Source organism: Pseudomonas sp. GW821-FHT07F01 (genome assembly GCF_059418825.1).
This window is the reverse complement of sequence record NZ_JBWKQO010000005.1, coordinates 616,585-640,032: the sequence shown is the minus strand read 5'-3', so window position 1 is coordinate 640,032 and position 23,448 is coordinate 616,585. Positions and strand designations below refer to the sequence as shown.

The window sequence follows — 23,448 nt, the reverse complement described above, 5'->3', positions numbered from 1 at the left end:
GTAGTGAAAGCAGGCGTTAAACCGCCACCAGGCGCACGCTGGCGCCTTCGCCGACGCCCAGGGCTTCGGCGGCTTGCAGGTCCAGGGTCACCGGTTTGCCCGGGGCGTAATCCAGCTCCAGCAACACCGCGCGGTAATCCTGCAACTGGCCGTTGGAGACCAAGTACTGGCGGCCGCCGCCCTTGGCTGCTTCACCGATCTTCACCGGCACCACGCGGCTCTGGGCAATCGAGCGGATACCCGAGACCCGCGCATGCAAGGTCGGGCCACCGTCGAAGATGTCGATGTAGTGATCGGTTTCAAAACCTTCGCGCATCAGGATGTCGAAGGTGATCTGTGCCCGCGGGTGCACCTGGCCCATGGCTTCCTGGGCCGCATCCGGCAGCAGCGGCACGTAGATCGGGTAATGGGGCATCAGCTCGGCGAGGAAGGTCCGGCTTTTCAGGCCGCACAGGCGCTCGGCCTCGGCGTAGTTGAGGTCGAAGAAGTTGCGCCCGATGGCATCCCAGAACGGCGAGTCGCCATGCTCATCGCTGTAGCCGACGATCTCGGTCACCACCGAATCGGCGAAGCGCTCCGGGTGGCTGGCGACGAACAACAGGCGGCCGCGGGAGTTGAGCTCCGACCAGGCCGAGCCCACCAGCTCCGGGACCACGTAGAAACTGGTCAGCAGGCTGTTGCCGGTGAGGTCGTGGCACTGGGACAGGACGTGGATCTTGTTGTGGATCTTCAGCTCGCGGGAGGCGTGGACGAAGGTTTCGTTGCGAAAGCTGTAGAACGGCTCGGAGTAGCCGGCCGAGGCGACAATCGCCGAGCAGCCCACCAGCTTGCCGCTGTCGGTGTCTTCCAGGACGAAAAAGTAGCTCTCTTCACCGTTGAAGCTCACTTCAGCGGCGAACGAAGCCTCGCTTGCGGCGATCTTGTCGCTCAGGCGATCCACATCATCCGGCAAGGAGGTGACACCAATCGGGCTGTCTGCAGCCAGACGCTGTACCTCGCCCAGATCAGCCATTTGCGCGGGGCGCATCACCAGCATGGTGTCACTCCTTACTCTAAAACAGGTCGGAAACCGTCCGACTCAGGGAAAAAAATGCCGGGATAGCCCGGCACAGGAATTAGGCTCGACGCCGGCCGCAAAGGCCGGCGCCGAGAAGCACCGCCGCCCTGGATCAGGCTTGAGTCAATTTCGCCACGGCGCGCTCGAAGCGGTCCAGGCCCTGGTCGATATCGGCATCCTCGACCACCAGGCTCGGCGCGAAGCGCACCACGTCAGGGCCGGCTTGCAGGATCATCAAGCCTTCTTTCTCGGCCGCGTTGAACACGTCCTTGGCCTTGCCCTTCCAGGCCTCGCTGAGCACGCAGCCGAGCAACAGGCCCAGGCCGCGGACTTCAGTGAACAGGCCGTACTTCTCGCCGATCTGCAACAGACGGGTCTTGAAGCGGTCGTGCTTGGCTTTCACACCATTGAGCACCTGTGGGGTGTTGATCACGTCGATCACCGCCTCGGCCACCGCACACGCCAGCGGATTGCCGCCGTAGGTGGTGCCGTGGGTGCCGACTACCAGGTGCTTGGCCAGCGCTTCGGTGGTCAGCATCGCCGCGATCGGGAAACCGCCGCCCAGGCTCTTGGCGCTGGTGAGGATGTCCGGGGTCACGCCGTAATGCTGATAGGCGAACAGCTCGCCGCTGCGGCCCATGCCGGTCTGCACTTCGTCGAACACCAGCAGCGCGTTGTGCTGGTCGCACAGCTCGCGGGCGCCTTGCAGGTAGGCCAGCTCGGCCGGCAGCACGCCGCCCTCGCCCTGGATCGGCTCCAGCACCACGGCGCAGGTCTTGTCGGAAACCGCGGCTTTCAGGGCGGCCAGATCGTTGTACGGCACATGGGTGATGCCGGTGATCTTCGGACCGAAGCCATCGGAGTACTTGGACTGGCCACCCACGTTCACGGTGAACAGGGTACGGCCGTGGAAGCTGTTCAGGGCGGCGATGATTTCGTACTTCTCTGCGCCGAAACGATCGTGAGCCACGCGACGGGCCAGCTTGAAGGCGGCCTCGTTGGCTTCTGCGCCGGAGTTGCAGAAGAACACGCGCTCGGCGAAGGTGGCGTCGATCAGCTTGTGGGCCAGGCGCAGGGCCGGCTCGTTGGTGAAGACGTTGGACACATGCCACAGCTTGCCCGCTTGCTCGGTCAGTGCGCCTACCAGGGCCGGATGGGCGTGGCCCAGTACGTTGACCGCGATGCCGCCGGCGAAGTCGATCAGTTCCCGACCCGACTGATCCCATACTCGGGACCCCGCGCCACGCACAGGAATGAAGGCCGCAGGTGCGTAGTTGGGAACCATCACCTGGTCGAAATCGGCGCGTTGCACCGGAGCTTGCTCAACGGACATCGGAGTCTCCTGAAGAGGAACACCCGCCTGAAACTGGCGAGCGATGGAGGGATTGTAAGGACAGTTTTGTGCCCGGCCTTGTCGCCAAGCGACAACTTCTTATAGCGCCAACCCAGGTTTTAAGCGGGTTTATGGCAATGCGACAAATAGCGTCGCAAAGGCGCAGTTTAAACTGCGCACAGCCTCAGCGGCAGATTTGCCGGGCAATTTGCCCAAGGTAATTACCCAGGTAGTTATGTGGCGGGCAGCCCCAAATCTCGAAAAGGTTATCGACGTTACGACAAGAGGACGTCGAACGGGATTTTGCGGGCGAGCGGGTGGCCTGTGGGATTCGCCGGCAAGCCGGCTCCTACAATACGGGGTCAACCGCGCTCGGAAGGCACGGAGGAGAGTTCGAACGGGCTGCTGCTGCGCCGCTGATTGCGATCTTCACGCGGGGTGGCGCCAAAGAAGTTGCGATAAGCGCTGGAGAAGTGCGGGCCGGAAGAAAAACCACAGGACAGGCCGATCTGAATGATCGACTTGCTGGTCTGCATCAGCATCTGCCGGGCCTTGTTCAGGCGCAGCTCCAGGTAATACTGGCTGGGCACGCGGTTCAGGTACTGCTTGAAGATCCGCTCCAACTGACGACGGGAAACACAGACGTGCTGGGCAATCTCGTCGGTGGTCAGCGGCTCCTCGATATTGGCCTCCATCAGCAGCACTGCCTGGGTCAGCTTCGGATGGCTGGAGCCCAGGCGATTTTGCAGCGGGATACGCTGGCGCTCGCCGCCTTCACGAATGCGCTCCACCACCAGTTCCTCGGACACCGCACCGGCCAGCTCGGCGCCATGATCCCGGGCCAGCACCGCCAGCAGCAGGTCCAGCACCGACATGCCACCGCACGCGGTCAGGCGATCACGGTCCCAGTCGAACAGATGGCTGGTGGCGATGACCTTGGGAAAACGCTCGGCGAAATCATCCTGCCAGCGCCAGTGCACCGCTGCCCGATAACCATCGAGCAACCCCAGTTGTGCCAAGGGGTAAACCCCGGCTGACAGCCCACCAATCACACAGCCTGCACGCACCAGCTGCTTGAGGGCACTGCTCAAGCCGGAACTCATCGGCGCCGGCGGCTCGTCCGCCAGCAGGAACAGTTTCTGACAACCTTCCAGCTTGCCCGCCCAAGGCTCGCCCGGCAGTTGCCAGGCGCCTTCGGCCGGGGCCTCAGCCTGCAGGAAAGCCAGCTCATAGACCACTTCCGGGTGCACCCGCTGGGCAACACGCAAGGCCTCCTCAGCCAGCGCCAGCGTCAAGGCTTTAGTGCTGGGCCAAATCAGGAAACCAATTCGATGGGCAGTCATGGCGGGCAATCCGAAACGAAAACAAGGTGAGAAGCCAAGGGCGGCAGCACCAAGTTAGACCATCTGGCGCGCGGTGCGCAGCATGACCTAATTTGGTGCACAACGGCAGCTATTACTTGAGGCTGCCCGAGAGGAATTGTTGCAAACGTTCTGATTGCGGGTTCACCAGCACTTCACGCGGGTTGCCGCTCTCTTCCACCACACCCTTGTGCAGGAACACCAGCTGGTTGGACACCTCACGGGCAAAGCCCATTTCGTGGGTCACCACCACCATGGTCCGACCTTCCTGGGCCAGGGCCTGCATGACCTTCAGGACGTCGCCCACCAGTTCCGGGTCCAGGGCCGAGGTCGGCTCGTCGAACAGCATGACTTCCGGTTCCATCGCCAGGGCCCGGGCAATCGCCACCCGTTGCTGCTCGCCACCGGACATGTGCCCCGGATAGGCATCCTTGCGGTGCGCCACACCGACCTTGGCCAGGTAGTGCTCGGCCTTCTCGCGAGCCTCGGCCTTGGACACACCCAGCACATGCACCGGCGCTTCCATGATGTTTTCAATCGCGGTCATGTGCGACCACAGGTTGAAATGCTGGAACACCATCGACAGGCGCGAGCGCATGCGCTGCAGCTGCTTGGGATCGGCGGCCTTCAAGGCGCCGTCCTTGTTGGCTACCAGCTTCAGCTCTTCGTTGTTCAGCAGGATCTTGCCCGCATGGGGCTGCTCCAGCAGGTTGATGCAGCGCAGGAATGTACTCTTGCCCGAGCCACTGGAGCCGATGATGCTGATTACATCGCCAGCTGCGGCCTTCAGGGACACGCCCTTGAGCACTTCGTGACTGCCATAGCGCTTATGCAGGTCTTGGACTTCAAGTTTGTACATGCGGTCGGTTCTCACAAAAACAGTCAGTCGTTGAGCAAGCGCCCGTGACGCAGCGCTTCGCGCCCCGCCACCTTGGCCAGCCAGAAACCGGGTTGGGCATAACGCAGCCGCTCAACGGCGAACAGCACGCCGCTGGTGCCAGCACACACCGTGCTGACCCGATCGGATAGGGGATCAATCACTTCAAAAACCGGCTCGCCCGCCTCCACCCAGCTACCGGCCGGACGCAGAAAGCTCACCACGCCGGGGTGCGGCGCATACAGCAGCTGGGTGCCTTCGAAAGGCATGGCCTCGCAGGCTTCGCGCCCGGGGGCCGGCCAATCACCGGCAATCAACCCCTGCTCGGCAAGAAACGCCAGGATGCCTTCGGCGTGCGCTTGGGCCTGAGGCCGCCCGGTGTCGGCCTGGCCGCCCAGCTCGAGGGTGGTTGCCAGGCAAGCCAAGGGGATCTGCGCTTCAGGGAACTGCCGCGACAGGCGCAACCAGGGCAACGAGCAGGCTTCGTCGAACGAACTGCCACCGGAATCTTCCGCCAGCAGGCCGACCTTCACATCCAGGTGCGCGGCCAGGGAGCGCCACTGCGGCCAATGCTGCGGCAATGCATACATGTGCAGCGCCGCCTCGGCATCGCAATGCAGGTCCAGCACCACATCAGCGCAGCTGGCATGGCTCAGGAGCACCCGCTGCATGCCCTGCAACTGGCTGGACGCCGGCGGTAGCTCAGCCAGCACCTCGGCCATGGCCTGGCGAATCAGGCGCACATTGGCGTGCGGATCATCCCCCAGGCGCCCTTGCAGGCGCTGGCCGACCGGCTCGCTCAACTCGACGAAATCACGGTTGAAGTTCTTGCCGCTGCCGGCCTCGAAACGCCCCTGGTGATTGCCTTGCAGCAACTGGCCCAGGCCCAGCGGGTTGGCCACCGGCACCAGCTCGATGACGCCGTTGAGAGCCCCCTGGGCTTCCAGTTCGCCGAGGCGCTTCTTCAGCTCCCAGGCAGTACGCATGCCCGGCAACTCGTCAGCATGCAGGCTGGCCTGGATATAGGCCTTGCGCTCGCCGCTGCCGAAACGGAACACCGAGATATGCCGCTCGCTACCCAGGTGATTCCAGGGCAATGGATGATCGATGCGTTCCATATCAGTGCTTCCGCGGCGCCAGGTAGCGCAGCCAGCGGCCTTCGGCCAGCTTGAACAGGCGCACCAGGATAAAGGTCAGGCACAGGTAGAACACGCCGGCGGTGATGTAGGCCTCGAACGGCAGGTAGTACTGCGCGTTGACCGTCCGCGCCGCGCCGGTGATGTCGATCAGGGTCACGATGGACGCCAGACTGGTGGTCTGCAGCATCATGATCACTTCGTTGCTGTACTGCGGCAGCGCCCGGCGCAGAGCCGACGGCAAGAGAATGCGGCGGTACATCTTGTAGCGCGACATGCCCATCGCCTTGGCCGCCTCGATCTCGCCATTGGGCGTGGCCTTGAGGCTGCCGGCGATGATTTCCGCGGTGTAGGCGCTGGTGTTGATGGCAAAGGCCAGGCAGGCGCAGAAGGTCGCGCTGGACAGCCAGGGCCAGAGGAAACTCTCGCGCACCGCTTCGAACTGAGCCAGGCCGTAGTAGATCAGGAACAGCTGCACCAGCATCGGCGTGCCGCGGATCACATAGGTGTAGAGCCAGGCTGTCATGTTCACCAGCGGCTGCTTGGACACCCGCATCAGCCCCAGGGGCAGCGCCACCAGCAAACCGAAGAACAGCGACAGCGCCAGCAGTTTCAGGGTGGTCAGCAGGCCGCCGAAGTACAGCGGCAGGGCCTCATAGATGACGTTGTAGTCGAAGATCATAGATCAGCCGCCCTTACGCCTACCGAGTAGCGCTTCTCAAGGTAACGCAGTGCCAGCAACGAGACACTGGTGATCACCAGGTACATCGCCGCCACTGCAAGGAAGAAGGTGAATGGCTCGCGAGTGGCATCCGCCGCCTGCTTGGCCTTGAACATCATGTCTTGCAGGCCCACCACGGAAATCAGCGCGGTCGCCTTGGTCAGTACCAGCCAGTTGTTGGTGAAGCCGGGAATCGCCAGGCGAATCATCTGCGGCACCATCACCCGGAAGAACACCTGGAAGCTGCTCATGCCGTAGGCCATGCCGGCTTCCGCCTGCCCCTTGGGGATCGCCATGAAGGCGCCACGGAAGGTTTCGGAGAGGTAGGCACCGAAGATGAAGCCCAGGGTGCCGATACCGGCCGCCAGCGGATTGAGGTCGATGTAATCGTCATAACCCAGCAGCGGCGCCACCCGGTTGAGCAGATCCTGGCCGCCGTAGAAGATCAGCAGGATCAGCACCAGGTCGGGAATACCGCGGATTACCGTGGAGTACAGGTCGCCCAGCCAGGCCAGCCAGCGCACCGGCGAGAGGCGCAGCGCAACCCCGATCAGACCCAGAACAATGGCCAGGGCCATGGACGACAAGGCGAGCTGAAGCGTCAGCCAAGCGCCATCGAGGATGACAGCCCCGTAGCCTTTCAACATGATTCAGGTCCTCGAAAATTGGGATGAAAAAATGGCGCAAACTTCAGAGATTCTGCTGCTTGCGCCATCTCGGACTGACTGATTCGACGGTCTTACTTGCCGTAGATGTCGAAGTCGAAGTACTTGTCCTGGATTTGCTTGTACTTGCCGTTCTCACGAATGGCAGCGATGGCGGCGTTGATCTTGTCCAGATCGGCCTTGTCGCCCTTGCGCACGGCGATGCCTACGCCGTCGCCGAAGTATTTGACGTCGGTGAAGGCCGGACCGACGAAGGCGAAGCCCTTGCCAGCGTCGGTCTTCAGGAAGCCGTCATTCAACAGGGTAGCGTCCGCCACGGTGCCGTCGAGGCGACCGGCGGCCACATCCAGGTAGATTTCGTTCTGCGAGCCGTAAGGCTTGATCTGCGCACCCAGGGGAGCCAGCACTTCACGGGCGAAACGCTCGTGGATCGAACCGCGCTGCACGCCGATGTTCTTGCCCTTGAGCTCGGCCAGGCCGTCGCTGATCTGGGTACCGGCCTTCATCACCAGACGCGCCGGGGTGTTGTAGTACTTGTTGGTGAAGTCCACGGATTTCTTGCGATCGTCAGTGATCGACATGGATGAGAGGATGGCGTCGATCTTGCGAACCTTCAGTGCCGGGATCAGGCCGTCGAACTCTTGCTCGACCCAGACACACTTGACCTTCATCTCTTCGCACAGGGCGTTGCCGATGTCGTAGTCGAAACCGACGATGCTGCCGTCCGGCGCCTTGGAGGCAAACGGAGGGTAAGCCGCTTCGATACCAATTTTCAGGGGCTTTTCATCGGCAAAAGTCGGCAGGGAGAGCACGGACAGTGCCAGGGCGCCAAGAAGCACGAGTTTCTTCATCTTAGAACTCCATCGGTAAAGGGCGAAAACGGCAGAGTGAGCGACAGCCCAATATGCGAATGGGTGAAACAGCAAATAGCGGCGCTGCGGCCCGGGCAGCCCGCAAGGGGCTCACACACAGGCAACGACGAGCGAGTGACCGGCATTCTAACGACAGGCTGGAAGCCGATATTTCCTCAATGCGACAACAAATTACAGAAGCATCGAGAATGCCTGGCCAGCGCATTGACAGCTCTTCAATTCTATGCAAGAGCGAAAGACGAGGAACCGATCTATGCTGCAAATTGCGGGCCTATTATTGGCAAAGCCTTCTATTCCGGCAAGCGCAGCGTGATGACTTATTTTTTATAAGGGTATAAAAGGCCCTGAAATGGGGCCCGGCGTTTCCCATTGCCCCGAAAGTAGGCGCGAGGTTACATCTTCGGCCGTACCGGTAACATTCGGATACACCGAAGGGATAAATCCGATATTTATTCGCCCCTTCCTCGCGGGCAAGCCGGCACCTGCAACAGCCACGCAGAGGGCTTTGCGGCCCATCGCCACCGCACAAAAAAGCCCCGCCCGGCACAGGGCCGGGCGGGGCTGGGTGACTCGAAAACCGCCTCAGGCGACGTTCATGGTCTTGTGGGTATCGATCAGGTGCTGCACCACACTCGGGTCAGCCAGGGTCGAGATATCGCCCAGACCGTCGTACTCCGCCGTGGCGATCTTGCGCAGAATCCGCCGCATGATCTTCCCGGAACGAGTTTTCGGCAGGCCCGGCGCCCATTGGATGACGTCCGGCGAGGCGATCGGCCCGATTTCCTTGCGCACCCAGTTCTTCAATTCCAGGCGCAGGGCTTCGTTCGGCTCTTCGCCACCATTGAGGGTCACATAGACGTAGATGCCCTGCCCCTTGATGTCGTGAGGCACACCCACCACCGCCGCTTCGGCGACCTTCGGGTGCGCAACCATGGCACTTTCGATTTCAGCGGTACCCATGCGGTGCCCGGAGACGTTGAGCACATCGTCCACCCGACCGGTGATCCAGTAGTAGCCATCTTCGTCGCGACGGGCGCCGTCACCGGTGAAGTACATGCCACGGAACGTCTTGAAGTAGGTATCGACGAAACGATCGTGGTCGCGGTACAGGGTCCGTGCCTGGCCTGGCCACGAATCGAGAATCACCAGGTTGCCCTCGGCCGCGCCCTCGATGATGTTGCCCAGGTTATCCACCAGGGCCGGCACCACGCCGAAGAACGGACGCGCTGCGGAACCCGGCTTCAAGGCATGCGCCCCCGGCAGCGGGCTCATGAGGGTGGCGCCGGTTTCGGTCTGCCACCAGGTGTCGACGATCGGGCAGCGGGACTGACCGACGTTCTTGTAGTACCAGTCCCAGGCTTCCGGGTTGATCGGCTCGCCCACCGAGCCCAGCAGGCGCAGGCTGCTGCCATCGGCGCCTTCGCAGGCAGCGGTGCCCGAAGCCATCATGGCGCGGATTGCGGTCGGTGCGGTGTAGAGGATGTTGACCTTGTGCTTGTCGACGATCTTCGCCACCCGAGTGACATCCGGGTAGTTCGGCACCCCCTCGAACAGCACGGTGGTGGCGCCGTTGGCCAGCGGGCCGTAGACAATATAGGTGTGGCCGGTGACCCAGCCGACGTCGGCGGTGCACCAGTAGACTTCGCCCGGGCGGTAGTCGAACACCCGCTCATGGGTCAGCGACGCATACAGCAGGTAGCCGCCGGTGGTGTGCTGCACGCCCTTGGGCTTGCCGGTGGAACCGGAGGTATAGAGGATGAACAGCGCTTCTTCGGCGCCCATCTCTTTCGGCGCGCAGACGCTGCCGGCGACTTTCATCAAGTCTTCGTACCAGATGTCGCGGTGCTGGTTCCACTTGATGTTGCCACCGGTGCGCTTGCACACGATGACCTTCTGAATGCTGCTGGTTTCCGGATTGGTCAGGGCATCGTCGACATTGGCCTTGAGCGGCACTTTCTTGCCGGCACGGATACCTTCGTCGGCAGTGATCACCACCTTGGAGCGGCAGTCGATGATGCGTCCGGCCAAGGCTTCAGGGGAGAAGCCGCCGAACACCACCGAGTGGATCGCGCCAATGCGGGTACAGGCCAGCATGGCCACCACCGCCTCGGGAATCATCGGCATATAGATAGTCACCACGTCGCCGCGGTGCACGTCCTGGCCACGCAGGGCGTTGGCGAACTTGCAGACTTCCTCATGCAGTTCGCGGTAGGTGATGTTGCGGCTTTCGGAAGGATCGTCGCCTTCCCAGATGATCGCGATCTGATCACCGCGCTCGGCGAGATGGCGATCCAGGCAGTTGTAGGAGACGTTCAGGGTGCCGTCGGCGAACCACTTGATATCGACATGGTGATCGTCGAAGGAGGTCTGCTTCACCGTGGTAAAAGGCTTGATCCAGTCGAGACGCTTGGCCTGTTCGCGCCAGAAACCGTCCGGGTTCACGACCGACTGCTGGTACATGGCCTTGTAGGTCGCCTCGTCAGTCAGCGTATTGGCCAAAACCTCGGGACGAACGGGATACAGAGAAGCCGCACTCATCTTTCTTACCTCGGTGACATAGTTGTTTTTGTATGACCCCGTTGTAGCCGGGGGGCGTCTATAGAACCATTCGACGATGGTAGTAACAACCCCCTGCGAAATACCCCTTCATTTGCCAAACCCCTTCAAGAATGCGCCTTACAGCGATATCCACCCTACCCAAAAAAGTTCCAGCCAGCTGCCAAACAGCCCTTTTTCGGCGATTGTTACAAAAACTGTCAAAGGTGTTTATCAAAAGTACGCCTATATGACTGCGGCCCCCGCGCCTAAAATCTGCCTCGCCCAACAGGCAATCTGATTAACCAAGTTGCAGCCCCCACGAAGGCAGTTAATCAAACTTCTACTCAAGTTCCACACGCAGCCCCATAAAGGCTGCGTGACCTCACACGACCTTAGAAAGGTAAAACGCAAATGAAAGCTTTATTAGTTCTGGCCCTCAGCAGTCTGTGCGTAACCGCGATGGCTGATGAGATCCCGACTGATGTCGCCAACCAGCAAGTACCGGTAGAGGAATACACTTACTCGACTGATCTGGATATCGCCAAAGTTATCTCCATGAGCGAAGTTCCAGAAGTATGCGAAGTTGTACCAGCCCGCATGGAATATGAAGACTCCCACGGCCAGCGGCATATTCTTCAATATCGCGTAATGGGCAACGGTTGCTCTAACGGCTAATAGCAAAGTTCATTGCACATACCTTGATGACTGCCGGCCGCAAGAAATCCCTCTTGCGGCACAGATGCCTGGTGACTACCCACCCATGGGCAGTAAAAGGCCTCAGCCTGACGACGTGCGAGCCCGGCAATCGCACGCACCTTTCCTCCTGAGGTTGATGGCCTCCTCATGGCACCGCCACGACCTTGCGAGCAACTCCAGCGACGGCTTCGACGGAGGAAATCCGGCCACCCCCTGAAGACCTGCTCCAGGAGATTTCCCAAGGCAAGACCGAGCGATTCGAGTTGTGTTCAAAACCTCAAAAAGGCTTGCAAAAACACAACATCTAGTAAAATTGGCTATTTTTTGGCCATTTCCAGCTATTTTTTTCAAGCGTGAAAAAAAATCTTCAACCGCCAAAGCCTTGTAAACCCGCGCTCTGCTCCAAGTCCCCCCCCTTCTCGGGCTCGCCTGCGCCCATCGGTCGCCCCACGCCCCCGAAAATATCCTTATAATGCGTCCTCAAAACGGGCCTGCAACATTCCCTTACCGGATGAAAACGACCTGCTGAATCCTGCGCAGGAGCTGGCACGCCAAGCTCCGCCCGACAGCGGTCACCAGGCACCCGGACACGTATTTCTGTTTATTGCCTGCGTTCACTGCTGCAACAAACGATTTCCAATGATTTAACGCGGCCAGCGTGCCGTGTGAAAAACCACCCCTTTTGTTTTCACACGGGCATCTGGCCCTCGAGCAGGAGACGACACGTCATGCTGAGCTGGGACGAATTCGACAAAGAAGAAGGTGAAGTTGCGGTCAAAGGCGCCAACGCCGGCCACGCTACTGAAGCCAACATGGACCGCCTCGACAGCGCCGGTGGCGCCGCCGCTCTCGAAGCCCGTGCCGTGACTGCCAGCGACTCCGCTGCCGTAGCCCGCGCCAAGGCGTCTCTGGATCAGCTCGACATCGCCGAAGGCCTGGCCGAGCTGGAAGGCTCTTCCGCCCGTGTCGCGGTTGACGAGAAGCGCATGATCAACTGCCGCGCCGACCTCAACCAACTGGTGCCGTTCAAGTATGACTGGGCCTGGCAGAAGTACCTCGACGGCTGCGCCAACCACTGGATGCCGCAAGAGGTCAACATGACCGCCGACATCGCCCTGTGGAAAAACCCGGAAGGCCTGACCGACGACGAGCGTCGCATCGTCATGCGCAACCTGGGCTTCTTCTCCACCGCCGACTCCCTGGTTGCCAACAACCTGGTACTGGCCGTGTACCGCCTGATCACCAACCCGGAATGCCGCCAGTACATCCTGCGCCAGGCGTTCGAAGAGGCGATCCACACCCACGCCTACCAGTACTGCATCGAATCGCTGGCCATGGATGAAGGCGAGATCTTCAACATGTACCACGAGATTCCATCGGTCGCGAAGAAAGCCGCCTGGGGCCTGAAGTACACCCGTTCGATCTCCGATCCGAAGTTCGAAACCGGCACCGTCGACACCGACAAGGAACTGCTGCGCAACCTGATCGCCTACTACTGCGTTCTGGAAGGCATCTTCTTCTATTGCGGCTTCACCCAGATCCTGTCCATGGGCCGTCGCAACAAAATGACCGGTGTCGCCGAGCAGTTCCAGTACATCCTGCGCGACGAATCCATGCACCTGAACTTCGGCATCGACGTGATCAACCAGATCAAGATCGAAAACCCGCACCTGTGGGATGCCGAGATGAAGGAAGAAGCGACCCAGATGATCCTCCAGGGCACCCAACTGGAGATCGAATACGCTCGCGACACCATGCCGCGCGGTGTACTGGGCATGAACGCCGCGATGATGGAGGACTACCTCAAGTTCATCGCCAACCGTCGCCTGTCGCAGATCGGCCTGAAGGAAGAGTACCCAGGTACCACCAACCCGTTCCCATGGATGAGCGAGATCATGGACTTGAAGAAAGAGAAGAACTTCTTCGAGACCCGCGTGATCGAGTATCAGACTGGCGGCGCCTTGAGCTGGGATTGATTTCCGGATCAATGACACAAACAAGAAGCCCTGACTTGGTCAGGGCTTTTTTATTGGCCGCACCAATCTACACAGGGACTGGTTCATCAAAGTACGTGCAGGCTGCATGACCTGCCGCTATAAAGAACCCTCTTCCGCTTAAGGATCAAAGCGCCCATGAAATTCGATACCGCGTACTGCATCAGCCTCGACGACAAGTTGTCGATCTATGACGTGCGTGATCTGAATTTCGATGAAACCCTGGTCTTCGATTCGGCCAGGGAAAGTTTCCAGTGCCCCAACGATGAATGCCGCGCAGCGTTCGATAGCACTAATCAACTGGGCACTTTCAACGCCAAGAACGTCAACTACATCCGCACGCCGCATTTCAAGAACCTGCCCGCCACGCTTCATATAGAAGGATGCCCTTATGGGGTCAGCAAAAGCGCCGGTAGCGTGGAAGGCACCGCGACCGAAGAGGAACGCGAGGAGCATTTCCCCTCGGAGCTGCTCTTAAGCCGCCGTGAATACGTGCGCAAGCCGGCCAGCCCGCAAGCGGCAGTGGATGCCCCACAGGACACTCCGCCAGCCGCTAAGGCCAGTTCGCACAAGCCCCATGCCGGGCGCGACACTACCCCGGACAAGACCAGCGTCTTCGCCCACCCAGTGGAGTGCTTTGTGTCGAACATCGACGACAAGGAACTGCTCAAGCGCATGCCGCTGAAGGTCGGCGAACACACGGCCAGCTACGCCTCATTCTTCAAGAAGATCGAGTACCTGCTGGACAACAAGGGGCTGATCTACTGGGGCAAGATCAAGGAGATCAAGGATTACACCCAAAGCTTTCGCATCGATTTCGAGCAGAAAGTCTGGTTCAAGGCCGAGGGCGAAACCAAGAAGAAGCCCTACTCGGTCAATGTCTACCTGAGCAAGAAGCTGATCGACAGCTACCGCAAGCGCAAAGCCTTCCTCGAGGAGATCAAGGGCGCCGCCGACAGCCAGCGGGAGCTGTACTGTTTCTTCTATGGCGTGACGCCGGCACTCAAGCAGGTGCCGAGCAAGAAAGACCCCGAGTCGACCTTCGGGGTCTTCAGCGCCAATATCGAGAACCTGGATCACTTCGTGATCCGCGAGGCGCCGGGGCTGGAGGCAAAATAACCTCCTTCGGTTTCAATGCTTGGGCAGCTCCAGAGCGACGGCCCCGGGGTGCTTCCTGACCACCGCATACGGCAGCACCGACCACTCAGGCCCGTCACAGGCCCGCGCTACCCGAGGAAAGTAGGCCTTGAGGAACAGCCCCTTGGGAGTGAAGTACCAACTGTTATCGCCCCAGACGCTCTCGTCGCTGTAGTTGCAGCCCTCGTCGGGGTCGGTCGGCTCGCGCATCTTGCCGGGGTACAAGGCGCGAAACTGCTGGACCAGCCAGGGTGCCAGTTTTTCCTGGGTGTATTCGTAGAGGCCTGTGCGCTCAGCTTCGGTGAGACGAGTGTCCCCTTTGCCATTGCGGTCGCTGTGCAATAGCGGTTTGCCTTGCCCCACCCAGAGCACATCGGACAGTGACAACGGGTGGCCACTGTTCACGTCGATATTCATGGGGGAGTCGCCAAAGTCCGGGTGAGCACCGCCGCAGGAATAGCTGGTGGAGATATTCACGCTCAGTACCGCCGGTGAGAAGAACTGTGGTTTTACCGTCTGCATGAATTCGCCCCCCTGGGAGCCGGCTCCCAGCAGGCACTCGTGGTAGGCGCTCACCTCGCGCCACAGACGCTCCATCAACAACTGATTGAGACGCTGTTGCTGAGCTTCCGGGTAACCGCCGACCACCTTGAACATCGACAGCTTCGACCCTGGCTCGCTCCACCATTGCAGGGTGTAACCCATGAAGCTCTGCTGCTTGCCCTGCTTGAGGGCCAGGCCCTGCAGGCGCAGGTATTCGTACAGGTCATTCGGATAAAGCTGCGCCAGATAGGGCAACGCATCCGGCTTGGGCGCCTCAGCCTTGGCCGTGGACAACTGCACATCGAGAGTCTTGCCCTTGGAGTCCTGCCACTGCCCCTGCCAGCCATCGGCAGTTTGTTGCAACTTGAAGGTGGGCAGGGCCGCCTGCTCATCGTCAGGGCGGCCTCCTCCCTCCCGCAGCTCCAGCGCCTGCCCGACAAGCGTGCCGTTGAGTGCCAGATCATGGTGATACTTCTGATAGAAATATCGCCCTGTGACGTCCTTGGGATCGCCGGTATTGATTTCCAGCACAATCGGCATCTTGCCCAGAGTGCCGCTGAGAACCTGTCGAGAGGGCGAGGCCTGCAGACCCTGAAGGTAGATACACAGCAACAGGGCACCGAGGATCTGGCGCATCAATCCGTTGAACATGGAAACTCCCTTGCATGAAAAGGCCGCCAGCGTCGTCAGCAGCGCCTGGGCCTGTGGTAAGCGACGAGCAATTATGGACCGGCGCCCCAGGACAATCGAGCGGCCAAGCGTGACGCTTCTATCACTTCAGGCACATGCTCAGCAGCACCAGAAACAACAGACCGATGTAAACCCTCGCATGTACCCGGTCAGGGATCCTGCCGATCCAGGGCGCGGCCAGACGAATACCCAGCAACGAACCCAGGGTGAGGACAAAAAACGCCAGCAGGTCGACATAACCGACAAACCAGGGGCCCAGATCGAAGCGGCTATAGCCTGCCAGCGCCATATAGGTCGCAGTACCCGCCAGCGCCACGGGGACACTCAGCGGATTGGCCATGGAGGTGGCCTGGGTCATGCTCAGGCCGCAGCGACGTAGCAGGGGAACAGTCATGACACTGCCGCCCACTCCGAGGAAGGTAGCAATGACGCCTATTCCTACACCGCCAAAGAGCGTTTCGCCTGATCCCAGGTCACGGGTTTTCTGCCCTACCGACTGTTCAAGAAACCCCCGGCGCAGCAGGCAGTCGGCAATGGTCAGGCCCAGGTAGGCAATAAAGGCATAGCGGATCACTTCGCCACTCACCCACATGGCCCCCGCCGCGCCACCTATCGCCCCCAGCCCGATATAGCCACCCAGGGGCCACAGATAGCGGCGGACAAGATTGCCTGCGCGCTGGTGCCTGCCGGTGGCAACCAGGGCGTTGACGATCATCACGCAGGTCGAAGTGGCTACCGCGACATGCATCGCCGCCTGCCCCACCGCCGAATCGGCGCCCTGGCTGCCGAGCAACATCCAGTACAGCAGCGGTACCACCACAAACCCGCCACCAAAGCCGAACAGCACGGCGCTGATGCCCGTCATGCAACCAAAAAGTGCCAACAGTAGATAGAACATCAAGGCGTTTCCATTCAGGTAGACGCCCTGGAAGATAGAACCCCAGCGCTTGGCCGGCTTCAGTAAACTGGCCAATAATGTTTGCGTTTACGCCAAATACAGGACTCTGTCGGCATGCGCAATATCTCCATCGACCAACTGGATCAGACCCCACGTCCCGTGCTCGCCATTGGCACCGACTACCCAGACGGGCAACGCCTGCCGCGCCATCGGCATCGGCGGGCGCAACTGCTCTATGGCGCCACCGGAGTGATGCAGGTCAGTACCGATCAGGGCAACTGGGTGGTGCCACCGCAGCGGGCGGTGTGGATTCCACCGGGGGTGGAACATGAGGTGCTGATGCTTGGGGTCAGCACTCGCAGCCTGTATATCGAGCCGGCCGCGGCGCCACTGGACAGCAGCGGCTGCCGGGTCATCGGCATCTCGCCACTGCTGCGCCAGCTACTGCTGGAAGCAGTGGACATGCCCCTGGAATACGACCTGGACGGGCGCGACGGGCTGCTGATCAACCTGCTGCTGCACGAAATCCAGCGTTGCCCTGGCCTGCCGCTGCACATTCCCTTGCCGGCCGGCGGCCCACTGCTGGAGCTGTGCCGGGCTTTTCTCGCCCGGCCCGATGTCCATCAATCCCCCCTGCACTGGGCAGACCGACTGCATGTCAGCCTGCGTACCTTCAATCGCTGGTTTCGCCAGGAGACCGATATGAGCTTCGTGCAGTGGCGGCAACGGGCCTGCGTGATCCAGGCCCTGGCCCGGCTGGCGGCCGCGGAGCCGGTAACCCGAATCGCCCTGGACCTGGGTTATGACAGCCCTGGCGCGTTCTCCACCATGTTCCGTCGGGTGCTGGGGCAATCCCCCAGCACCTACCTGAATCAAGAGCATCCAGCCCCTGGAAAAGCCTTGTGACCAAAGGCTGGCGCAGTGGCAGAAATTGAGTTTGATCCGGACGCAAAACAACTGTACAAATATCCAGTACAAAGCCAACGCACTGCCTAACCTCCCGGAGAAAACCATGGCCTCTCTCGCGATGAAAATCACCCTGGAACGTATCGCTCTCTATCAATTCACCCCACAACACTGTGCCCAGGCCCGGGACATGCTGGGCTGGGACATGGATCAGCTGTCCCGCGAGTCCGCGGTCTCGGTGCAAGCCATCCAGCGCTTCGAAGCGGGCTACGAGGTCCGTGACGTGACCCGCCTGGCCCTGGCGTTCTGCCTTGAGGCCCAGGGCCTGGTGTTCTTCCCGGGCTTCACCCCGGGCCGCGGCATGAACATCAAGGGAGCCACTCCCAACCCGATGGAGCGGCCCGACTACGCCCTGATCGAATGATCCAGCCGCCTGGGCAAGTGCTCGCACAAGGCCGGTACTGGCAGAGGGGTCGAGCCCGGACGAACCGGCGGGCAGCCCAGGGTTTTGATCCGGGCCTCATGGCGCCGCAAACGGCGGATGCCATGGTCACCATCCTCATAACCCGCCGCCCGGGCGAAGAAGGCCTGGGTCAGGCGGATTCGACGCCCGCCTGCTCCAGTGCACCTTCCACCTCCAGCCACCAGGCGGCTCCCCGCTGCGGCTGCGCCAGGTTGAAGGCTTCGCCCATTTGCGGCGTGGTGATGTTGGTACTGCGCTCCCAGGCCAGGGCCAGGATGCGGTCGAAGGGTTCGTGCCAGGCGTGCATCGCCAGGTCGAAGGTGCCGTTGTGGATCGGTAGCAGCCAACGACCTTGCAGGTCGATGTGGGCCTGCAGAGTCTGCTCGGGCTGCATGTGCACATGGGGCCATTCGACGTTGTAGGCCCCTGTTTCCATCAGTGTCAGGTCGAATGGGCCGTACTGCTGGCCGATACGCTTGAAACCGTCGAAATAACCGGTATCGCCGCTGAAGAAGATCCGCGTGGGGCCATCGATCATCACCCAGGAGGCCCACAAGGTCCGGTTGCCATCGAACAGACCACGCCCGGAAAAGTGCTGCGATGGGGTGGCAACGAAACGGACGCCAGCGACCTCACAGCCCTGCCACCAATCCAGTTGCCGGACCTTGGCCGCAGGCACGCCCCACTTGATCAGGGTATCGCCCACCCCCAGCGGGGTGAGGAAATGCCGAGTCTTGTCCGCCAGGACCAGCACGGTCTTGTGATCAAGGTGATCGTAATGATCATGAGACAGGATCACCGCCTCGATATCGGGCAATTGCTCCAGGCTGATCGGCGGCTGGTGAAAGCGCTTCGGCCCGGCCCATTGCACGGGTGACGCGCGCTCGGCAAACACCGGATCGGTGATCCAGAACTTGCCGCGCATCTTCAGCAGCACGGTGGAATGCCCCAGGCGGTAAACGCTGTGATCGGGCGCCGCCAGCAACTGCTCGCGGGTCAGCGGCTGCACCGGAATGGCTCCGGCCGGGCGGGTATTGCGCGGCTTGTGGAACAACATGTTCCAGAAGATCTGCAGGGTCTTGCCAAAGCCGGCACGACGCACCGGCGCATGGTTGCGAAAAGCCCCCTGCTCCTGGCGCGAGGTTTCCTCGCGGGGAGCACGGGTGATGCTTGACGAGACAGTGGCCATGATTGAAATGACTCCATGGAACGCAGCAAGGTTGCGACGTGGTATTGCGGGACGATCTACTGGCCAAGGCACGCAAGCATCAGCCGCCAATCATCGTTTCAAAGATGAACTACACTACACAGTGTAGTTTCTACATTGCAACAGGAAACAGACGAAGTAGACTGCCGAGTGTTTTTACCGACCACCCTGACCGAACCCAACTTATGACAGCCCCGAAGCGCCTCACCGACCTCAAACGCAGTGCCATCGTCCAGGCGGCGATCAGTGAATTTCGCACCAGCGGTTTCGAGATCACCAGCATGGACAAGATTGCCGCTACGGCTGGGGTGTCCAAGCGCACGGTGTACAACCACTTCCCCAGCAAGGAGGAACTGTTCGCCGAGATCCTGCACCAGCTCTGGGCCAGCATCAGCGCGCAATCGGAAATCATCTACCGCAGCGACCTGCCCCTGCGCGAGCAGTTGGAAAAGGTCGTGCGGGCCAAGCTGCAACTGCTGGCGGACGACAACTTTCTCGATCTGGCCCGAGTGGCCATCGCCGCAGCCATTCACTCGCCGGAACGGGCGCAGAACATGGTGGCGCGGCTTGGCGAACGGGAAGAAGGCCTGACCCTGTGGATTCGCGGCGCCCTGGCCGACGGTCGCCTCAAGCCGGTAGACCCGGAATTCGCCGCGACCCAGATGCACGGCCTGCTCAAGAGCTTCGCCTTCTGGCCGCAGATCACCATGGGCCAGGCGCCACTGGCAACAGGCATGCAAAATCAGGTCGTCGAATCGGCGCTGGACATGTTCCTGGGCCACTACCAGGCCTGAATTCCCGGGGCACCTGTGCGCGCCGAACCGCAGCCGGCGGTCGCCACCACTGTGAAATGGCTTGGAAGGACACTGATTATTCTCACTGGAATAAATGACAATATTCACCAGACTGATCCGATAAACGGCTAAGCCGAAAAAACACCACAAGGTGTTTCAGTACAGAACCTGGTGCAGGAATTTATGGAAAACCAACGCGGCAAGGGGCTGTCATTTGCCCGGCGCATCTATCGGCCAAGGATCATCGGTCTGGGTATCGGCGGTATCAGTGTATTCACCACCCTCTACCCCCTTGCACTGCCCGGTTGGATCTGGGCCCTGCTCCTGTTCCACGGCCTGCTCTGGCCTCACCTGGCCTATCAACTCTCCACCCGCTCTGCCTTTCCCTACCAGGCAGAACGTCGCAACCTGCTGTACGACTCGATGCTGGGCGGTTTCTGGGCTGCCACCATGCAGTTCAATCCCCTGCCCGCCGTCACCATCCTGTCGATGATGGCCATGAACAATGTGGCCGCCGGGGGGGTGCGTCTGTTCATCCGTGGCGCTCTGGCCCAGGGCATCGGGGTCCTGTTGTCCTGGTCGCTGTTCGGCGCCAGCTTCAATACCCGGATCAGCCCGCTGCAGATCTATACCTGCCTGCCGATGCTCACGCTCTATCCGCTGGCCGTGGGCATGGTCTGCTACCGGCTGGCGATCAAGCTGTCCGAGCACAAGCGCGCCCTGAGCGCCCTGAGCCGCACCGACAGCCTCACCGGTCTGCTCAACCACGGCTCCTGGAAAGACCTGCTGCATATCAAGTTCCACAAATGCCAGCAGCAACAGATCGATGCCAGCATCGCCCTGATCGACATCGACCACTTCAAGGCGATCAACGACACCTACGGACACATCATCGGCGATACGGTGCTGCGCCATCTGAGCAACGAACTGCGGCGCAACCTGCGTCACGACGACCTCGCCGGCCGCTACGGCGGTGACGAGTTCTGCGTGATCCTGCCGCGCATGGACCGCCAGCAGGCACTGGAGGTCATGGAACGCCTGCGCCAGGTCTTCAGCCAGTACCGGCATCCGCAAGTGGCTGAACTGAAAGTCAGCCTGAGCATCGGCCTGGCCGCCTTCGACCGCGAATTCCAGGACCCTTCAAGTTGGCTCAACGCCGCCGACAAGGCCCTGTACCTGGCGAAAAACAGTGGCCGCAATCGAATTGCCAGCAATGACGACGAGGCTCATTCCCGGCAAACACAAATGGCATAAAAACCCAAAAAACTTATACAAAAAGGAAGTAAAAAACATTTTTGTACAACTTTATTTGGATTTATCCCGGCAATTGCCATCATAATGCCGCCACTTCGCTACCGCACAGGACCTCCATTCGGGGACAAATGCCGTAGCCCATCAATCCAACTAAATCGATTCGCAGCCACTACGTCTCCTCTTGATGCGGCCAACGATGCACGCCAGCAACGTCGCCCGCGTCATCGCTGCGAATTTATCTGTCAGTCATGGAACGCTGGCATTGAGCAGATAATGCCGAACGCTGGGGAGCATTCGGCATACCGGCGAACTCAATAGGGATCGACGCGACGTTTCTCCCACAGAGCACCAGCTACCATGCTATTCAACCGCCACAACAAGACCATCGATTCCCTGCAGCAAACCATTGCCGAACAATCCCGACTGCTGGAAGCCATCGATCGCTCCATGGCGGTGATCGAATTCGACCTGCAGGGCAACGTCCTGCGAGCCAATGCCAACTTTCTCCAGACCCTGGGCTATCGCGAAGACCAGGTGACAGGCCAGCCGCACCGCCTGTTCTGCACCCCGGAGTACGTTCGCAGCAGCGACTACCAGCAATTGTGGAACCGCCTCAGAAGCGGCCAGTTCGAATCCGGCACCTTCGAACGGGTGGCCAGCAACGGCCAGAGCCTGTGGCTGGAAGCCAGCTACAACCCCATCCGCGACGCATCCGGCGCAGTGTACAAAGTGGTCAAGTACGCCCTGGATGTCACCGCCCGAGTGCAGGAAGAGGTGGAGGCGCGAAACAAGCTGGACGCCATCGACCGGGCCATGGCGGTGATCGAGTTCAACCTCGACGGCAGCATCATCGGTGCCAACAGCAATTTCCTCAGCCGCATGGGCTACAGCCTGGCCGAGATCAAGGGCAAGCATCACCGCATGTTCTGCAAACCCGAGCTGATCAACAGCAGCGCCTACCAGGACTTCTGGAACCGCCTGAACCGGGGTGAGTTCTTCAACGGTCAGTTCGAGCGGATCGACAGGCACGGACGTACGCTGTGGCTGGAAGCCAACTACAACCCGGTCTACGACGCCAGCGGGCGCCTGTGCAAAGTGGTCAAGTACGCCGCCGACGTCACCCAGCAGGTGGAAAAACACGAACAGGATGCCCAGAGCGCGAGCCAGGCTTATCACATCTCGGTGCAGACCCGAAAAGTCGCCGAACAAGGCACCGGAGTGATCCAGCAAGCCGCCAGCGAAATGCGCCAGATCGCCGAGAACATCGAGGGATCTTCATCGCTGATCGCGCGCCTGGGCGAACGCTCCGAGCAGATCACCGCCATCGTCAACACCATCCGCGCCATTGCCGACCAGACCAACCTGCTGGCTCTGAACGCCGCCATCGAAGCGGCCAGGGCCGGGGACCAGGGCCGTGGTTTTGCCGTGGTGGCCGATGAAGTCCGGCAATTGGCGGCGCGCACCAGCGGCTCGACGGCGGAAATCTCCAGCATGATCGACATGATCCAGAACGAAACGCAGCAAGCCATCAAGAGCATGGACGGTACCCGGGAGCGGGCGGCCAAGGGCGTGCAACTGGCGGATCAGGCGGGCACGGTGATCCTGCAGATTCGCGACGGTGCCAGCGAGGCGGTAGAGGCCGTGAGCATGTTCGCCAACGAACGCGGCGCCCCCTGAGGGCAGGCTTTCCCGGCGTCGAGAGCGACGTCGGGCCTGGCCCGGGAGGCTATAGTGGCCTGACGTCCCAGTGCCTGGCGGAGGCCATCATGAGTTCCAGCGACACCCCGAAGAAACCCACTCCGGTCATCGACCACCTGCGCTTTCATCGCGCCCATGCCCACCTGGCGCCGACCTTCGGCACCGATAACTTCGCCTTGAAGGCCGAAGCCTTCGCCCGGTTCTTCGGCACCCCGACCTTCCTCGGCGCACAAACCCTGGTGGTGCTGGTCTGGGTGGCCCTGAACCTGACCGGCGTCACCCATTTCGACGTCTATCCCTTCATCCTGCTGAACCTGGCCTTCAGCCTACAATCGGCCTATGCCGCCCCGCTGATTCTCCTCGCACAGACCCGCCAGGCCGCGCGGGACAAGGCCCAGGCGGATGCCGATGCGCAGCACCGCGAAGCCCTGGCCGTTGCCAACAGCGAACGCCAGGCCCAGGCCGCACAGACCACCACGCAACTGATGGAGCTGCTGGAACAGAACACCCGCCTGACCGAAATGACCAAGCAACTGACCGAGCGCATCGAGAATCTCACCAGTGAGATGCATGAGCATTTCGTGCGCAAGGATCAACCCAAGGCCTGA

22 protein-coding genes and 1 pseudogene are annotated in these 23,448 nt (G+C 60.9%); 11 read left to right on the top strand and 12 right to left on the bottom strand.

The window, feature by feature from the left end:
- Positions 1 to 16: 16 nt before the first annotated feature.
- From aruF to AC07R1_RS21325, 8 genes are all read right to left on the bottom strand, one after another.
- Positions 17 to 1,036, bottom strand: a complete 1,020-nt coding sequence (gene aruF, locus AC07R1_RS21360) for an arginine/ornithine succinyltransferase subunit alpha (RefSeq protein ID WP_011062770.1) — start codon at positions 1,034 to 1,036, stop codon at positions 17 to 19.
- Positions 1,037 to 1,169: 133 nt separating this feature from the next.
- Positions 1,170 to 2,390, bottom strand: coding sequence for an aspartate aminotransferase family protein (locus AC07R1_RS21355; protein ID WP_011062771.1), 1,221 nt, complete (start codon positions 2,388 to 2,390; stop codon positions 1,170 to 1,172).
- Positions 2,391 to 2,752: 362 nt separating this feature from the next.
- Positions 2,753 to 3,733 (bottom strand): transcriptional regulator ArgR, encoded by a 981-nt coding sequence (gene argR, locus AC07R1_RS21350; protein ID WP_011062772.1) that lies wholly within the window; start codon positions 3,731 to 3,733, stop codon positions 2,753 to 2,755.
- 112 nt (positions 3,734 to 3,845) lie between these two features.
- Positions 3,846 to 4,610, bottom strand: a complete 765-nt coding sequence (locus tag AC07R1_RS21345) for an ABC transporter ATP-binding protein (RefSeq protein ID WP_011062773.1) — start codon at positions 4,608 to 4,610, stop codon at positions 3,846 to 3,848.
- Between the two features lie 23 nt (positions 4,611 to 4,633).
- Positions 4,634 to 5,746, bottom strand: a complete 1,113-nt coding sequence (locus AC07R1_RS21340; RefSeq protein ID WP_342400617.1) for a succinylglutamate desuccinylase/aspartoacylase family protein — start codon at positions 5,744 to 5,746, stop codon at positions 4,634 to 4,636.
- Between the two features lies 1 nt (position 5,747).
- Positions 5,748 to 6,446: an ABC transporter permease gene (locus AC07R1_RS21335; RefSeq protein WP_011062775.1), complete on the bottom strand. Its 699-nt coding sequence runs from the start codon at positions 6,444 to 6,446 to the stop codon at positions 5,748 to 5,750.
- The gene (locus AC07R1_RS21330; RefSeq protein ID WP_011062776.1) at positions 6,443 to 7,132 is read right to left on the bottom strand and encodes an ABC transporter permease; all 690 of its coding nucleotides are present in this window, start codon (positions 7,130 to 7,132) and stop codon (positions 6,443 to 6,445) included. The genes AC07R1_RS21335 and AC07R1_RS21330 overlap by 4 nt, the downstream gene beginning before the upstream one ends.
- A gap of 92 nt (positions 7,133 to 7,224) precedes the next feature.
- Positions 7,225 to 8,001, bottom strand: a complete 777-nt coding sequence (locus AC07R1_RS21325; RefSeq protein ID WP_011062777.1) for an ABC transporter substrate-binding protein — start codon at positions 7,999 to 8,001, stop codon at positions 7,225 to 7,227.
- A gap of 135 nt (positions 8,002 to 8,136) precedes the next feature.
- Here AC07R1_RS21325 and AC07R1_RS21320 point away from each other — a divergent pair, with 135 nt between their 5' ends.
- Positions 8,137 to 8,352 carry a hypothetical protein gene (locus AC07R1_RS21320; protein WP_495110914.1) on the top strand — a complete coding sequence of 72 codons (216 nt, stop codon included), beginning with the start codon at positions 8,137 to 8,139 and terminating at the stop codon, positions 8,350 to 8,352.
- A gap of 252 nt (positions 8,353 to 8,604) precedes the next feature.
- Here the strand turns inward: AC07R1_RS21320 and acs are convergent, their stop codons facing one another.
- Complete coding sequence (gene acs / locus AC07R1_RS21315; protein WP_011062778.1) at positions 8,605 to 10,560, bottom strand: acetate--CoA ligase; 1,956 nt, start codon at positions 10,558 to 10,560, stop codon at positions 8,605 to 8,607.
- Between the two features lie 411 nt (positions 10,561 to 10,971).
- Between acs and AC07R1_RS21310 the strand changes: the two genes are divergently transcribed.
- The 3 genes from AC07R1_RS21310 to AC07R1_RS21300 all read left to right on the top strand — a co-directional run bounded on the left by AC07R1_RS21310 (position 10,972) and on the right by AC07R1_RS21300 (position 14,369).
- On the top strand, positions 10,972 to 11,235 hold the full coding sequence (locus AC07R1_RS21310) for a DUF2790 domain-containing protein (RefSeq protein ID WP_011062779.1): 264 nt from the start codon (positions 10,972 to 10,974) through the stop codon (positions 11,233 to 11,235).
- A gap of 749 nt (positions 11,236 to 11,984) precedes the next feature.
- Complete coding sequence (locus AC07R1_RS21305; protein ID WP_011062780.1) at positions 11,985 to 13,232, top strand: ribonucleotide-diphosphate reductase subunit beta; 1,248 nt, start codon at positions 11,985 to 11,987, stop codon at positions 13,230 to 13,232.
- A gap of 156 nt (positions 13,233 to 13,388) precedes the next feature.
- The gene (locus tag AC07R1_RS21300) at positions 13,389 to 14,369 is read left to right on the top strand and encodes a hypothetical protein (RefSeq protein ID WP_404673776.1); all 981 of its coding nucleotides are present in this window, start codon (positions 13,389 to 13,391) and stop codon (positions 14,367 to 14,369) included.
- A 12-nt stretch (positions 14,370 to 14,381) separates the two neighbouring features.
- Here the strand turns inward: AC07R1_RS21300 and AC07R1_RS21295 are convergent, their stop codons facing one another.
- Positions 14,382 to 15,581 (bottom strand): hypothetical protein, encoded by a 1,200-nt coding sequence (locus AC07R1_RS21295; RefSeq protein ID WP_011062782.1) that lies wholly within the window; start codon positions 15,579 to 15,581, stop codon positions 14,382 to 14,384.
- 121 nt (positions 15,582 to 15,702) lie between these two features.
- Positions 15,703 to 16,518: a sulfite exporter TauE/SafE family protein gene (locus AC07R1_RS21290; protein ID WP_258611970.1), complete on the bottom strand. Its 816-nt coding sequence runs from the start codon at positions 16,516 to 16,518 to the stop codon at positions 15,703 to 15,705.
- A gap of 114 nt (positions 16,519 to 16,632) precedes the next feature.
- On the opposite strand from AC07R1_RS21290, the gene AC07R1_RS21285 reads away from it, so the two are divergent.
- Positions 16,633 to 17,424 carry an AraC family transcriptional regulator gene (locus AC07R1_RS21285; RefSeq protein WP_011062784.1) on the top strand — a complete coding sequence of 264 codons (792 nt, stop codon included), beginning with the start codon at positions 16,633 to 16,635 and terminating at the stop codon, positions 17,422 to 17,424.
- Positions 17,425 to 17,530: 106 nt separating this feature from the next.
- Positions 17,531 to 17,848 (top strand): XRE family transcriptional regulator, encoded by a 318-nt coding sequence (locus AC07R1_RS21280; RefSeq protein ID WP_026020019.1) that lies wholly within the window; start codon positions 17,531 to 17,533, stop codon positions 17,846 to 17,848.
- Positions 17,849 to 18,017: 169 nt separating this feature from the next.
- On the opposite strand, the gene AC07R1_RS21275 is transcribed toward AC07R1_RS21280, so the two are convergent.
- Positions 18,018 to 19,076 carry an MBL fold metallo-hydrolase gene (locus AC07R1_RS21275; RefSeq protein WP_015636688.1) on the bottom strand — a complete coding sequence of 353 codons (1,059 nt, stop codon included), beginning with the start codon at positions 19,074 to 19,076 and terminating at the stop codon, positions 18,018 to 18,020.
- 203 nt (positions 19,077 to 19,279) lie between these two features.
- Between AC07R1_RS21275 and AC07R1_RS21270 the strand changes: the two genes are divergently transcribed.
- The 5 genes and pseudogenes from AC07R1_RS21270 (at position 19,280) to AC07R1_RS21250 (ending at position 23,448) form a co-directional block, all read left to right on the top strand.
- Positions 19,280 to 19,888 carry a TetR/AcrR family transcriptional regulator gene (locus AC07R1_RS21270; RefSeq protein ID WP_011062787.1) on the top strand — a complete coding sequence of 203 codons (609 nt, stop codon included), beginning with the start codon at positions 19,280 to 19,282 and terminating at the stop codon, positions 19,886 to 19,888.
- A gap of 183 nt (positions 19,889 to 20,071) precedes the next feature.
- Positions 20,072 to 21,142, top strand: coding sequence for a diguanylate cyclase (locus tag AC07R1_RS21265; RefSeq protein ID WP_495110913.1), 1,071 nt, complete (start codon positions 20,072 to 20,074; stop codon positions 21,140 to 21,142).
- Between the two features lie 357 nt (positions 21,143 to 21,499).
- Positions 21,500 to 22,273 (top strand): annotated as a pseudogene (locus AC07R1_RS21260) (PAS domain-containing protein); the annotation flags it as partial.
- Entirely contained in the window at positions 22,271 to 22,819 is a 549-nt protein-coding gene (locus AC07R1_RS21255; protein WP_370508327.1) for a methyl-accepting chemotaxis protein, read from the top strand. The pseudogene AC07R1_RS21260 and the gene AC07R1_RS21255, both read left to right, overlap by 3 nt.
- An 89-nt stretch (positions 22,820 to 22,908) precedes the next feature.
- Positions 22,909 to 23,448, top strand: coding sequence for a DUF1003 domain-containing protein (locus AC07R1_RS21250; protein WP_041119556.1), 540 nt, complete (start codon positions 22,909 to 22,911; stop codon positions 23,446 to 23,448).

Excerpts from the sequence above, each read along its gene's own strand:
- AC07R1_RS21300 (WP_404673776.1), top strand. The coding sequence starts at position 13,389 with ATGAAATTCGATACCGCGTACTGCATCAGCCTCGACGACAAGTTGTCG.
- AC07R1_RS21295 (WP_011062782.1), bottom strand. The coding sequence starts at position 15,581 with ATGTTCAACGGATTGATGCGCCAGATCCTCGGTGCCCTGTTGCTGTGT.
- AC07R1_RS21280 (WP_026020019.1), top strand. The coding sequence starts at position 17,531 with ATGGCCTCTCTCGCGATGAAAATCACCCTGGAACGTATCGCTCTCTAT.
- AC07R1_RS21340 (WP_342400617.1), bottom strand. The coding sequence starts at position 5,746 with ATGGAACGCATCGATCATCCATTGCCCTGGAATCACCTGGGTAGCGAG.
- AC07R1_RS21275 (WP_015636688.1), bottom strand. The coding sequence starts at position 19,076 with ATGGCCACTGTCTCGTCAAGCATCACCCGTGCTCCCCGCGAGGAAACC.
- AC07R1_RS21265 (WP_495110913.1), top strand. The coding sequence starts at position 20,072 with ATGGAAAACCAACGCGGCAAGGGGCTGTCATTTGCCCGGCGCATCTAT.
- AC07R1_RS21330 (WP_011062776.1), bottom strand. The coding sequence starts at position 7,132 with ATGTTGAAAGGCTACGGGGCTGTCATCCTCGATGGCGCTTGGCTGACG.
- AC07R1_RS21325 (WP_011062777.1), bottom strand. The coding sequence starts at position 8,001 with ATGAAGAAACTCGTGCTTCTTGGCGCCCTGGCACTGTCCGTGCTCTCC.
- AC07R1_RS21290 (WP_258611970.1), bottom strand. The coding sequence starts at position 16,518 with ATGTTCTATCTACTGTTGGCACTTTTTGGTTGCATGACGGGCATCAGC.
- AC07R1_RS21250 (WP_041119556.1), top strand. The coding sequence starts at position 22,909 with ATGAGTTCCAGCGACACCCCGAAGAAACCCACTCCGGTCATCGACCAC.
- aruF (WP_011062770.1), bottom strand. The coding sequence starts at position 1,036 with ATGCTGGTGATGCGCCCCGCGCAAATGGCTGATCTGGGCGAGGTACAG.
- AC07R1_RS21355 (WP_011062771.1), bottom strand. The coding sequence starts at position 2,390 with ATGTCCGTTGAGCAAGCTCCGGTGCAACGCGCCGATTTCGACCAGGTG.
- AC07R1_RS21345 (WP_011062773.1), bottom strand. The coding sequence starts at position 4,610 with ATGTACAAACTTGAAGTCCAAGACCTGCATAAGCGCTATGGCAGTCAC.
- acs (WP_011062778.1), bottom strand. The coding sequence starts at position 10,560 with ATGAGTGCGGCTTCTCTGTATCCCGTTCGTCCCGAGGTTTTGGCCAAT.
- AC07R1_RS21305 (WP_011062780.1), top strand. The coding sequence starts at position 11,985 with ATGCTGAGCTGGGACGAATTCGACAAAGAAGAAGGTGAAGTTGCGGTC.
- AC07R1_RS21310 (WP_011062779.1), top strand. The coding sequence starts at position 10,972 with ATGAAAGCTTTATTAGTTCTGGCCCTCAGCAGTCTGTGCGTAACCGCG.
- AC07R1_RS21270 (WP_011062787.1), top strand. The coding sequence starts at position 19,280 with ATGACAGCCCCGAAGCGCCTCACCGACCTCAAACGCAGTGCCATCGTC.
- AC07R1_RS21285 (WP_011062784.1), top strand. The coding sequence starts at position 16,633 with ATGCGCAATATCTCCATCGACCAACTGGATCAGACCCCACGTCCCGTG.
- argR (WP_011062772.1), bottom strand. The coding sequence starts at position 3,733 with ATGACTGCCCATCGAATTGGTTTCCTGATTTGGCCCAGCACTAAAGCC.
- AC07R1_RS21335 (WP_011062775.1), bottom strand. The coding sequence starts at position 6,446 with ATGATCTTCGACTACAACGTCATCTATGAGGCCCTGCCGCTGTACTTC.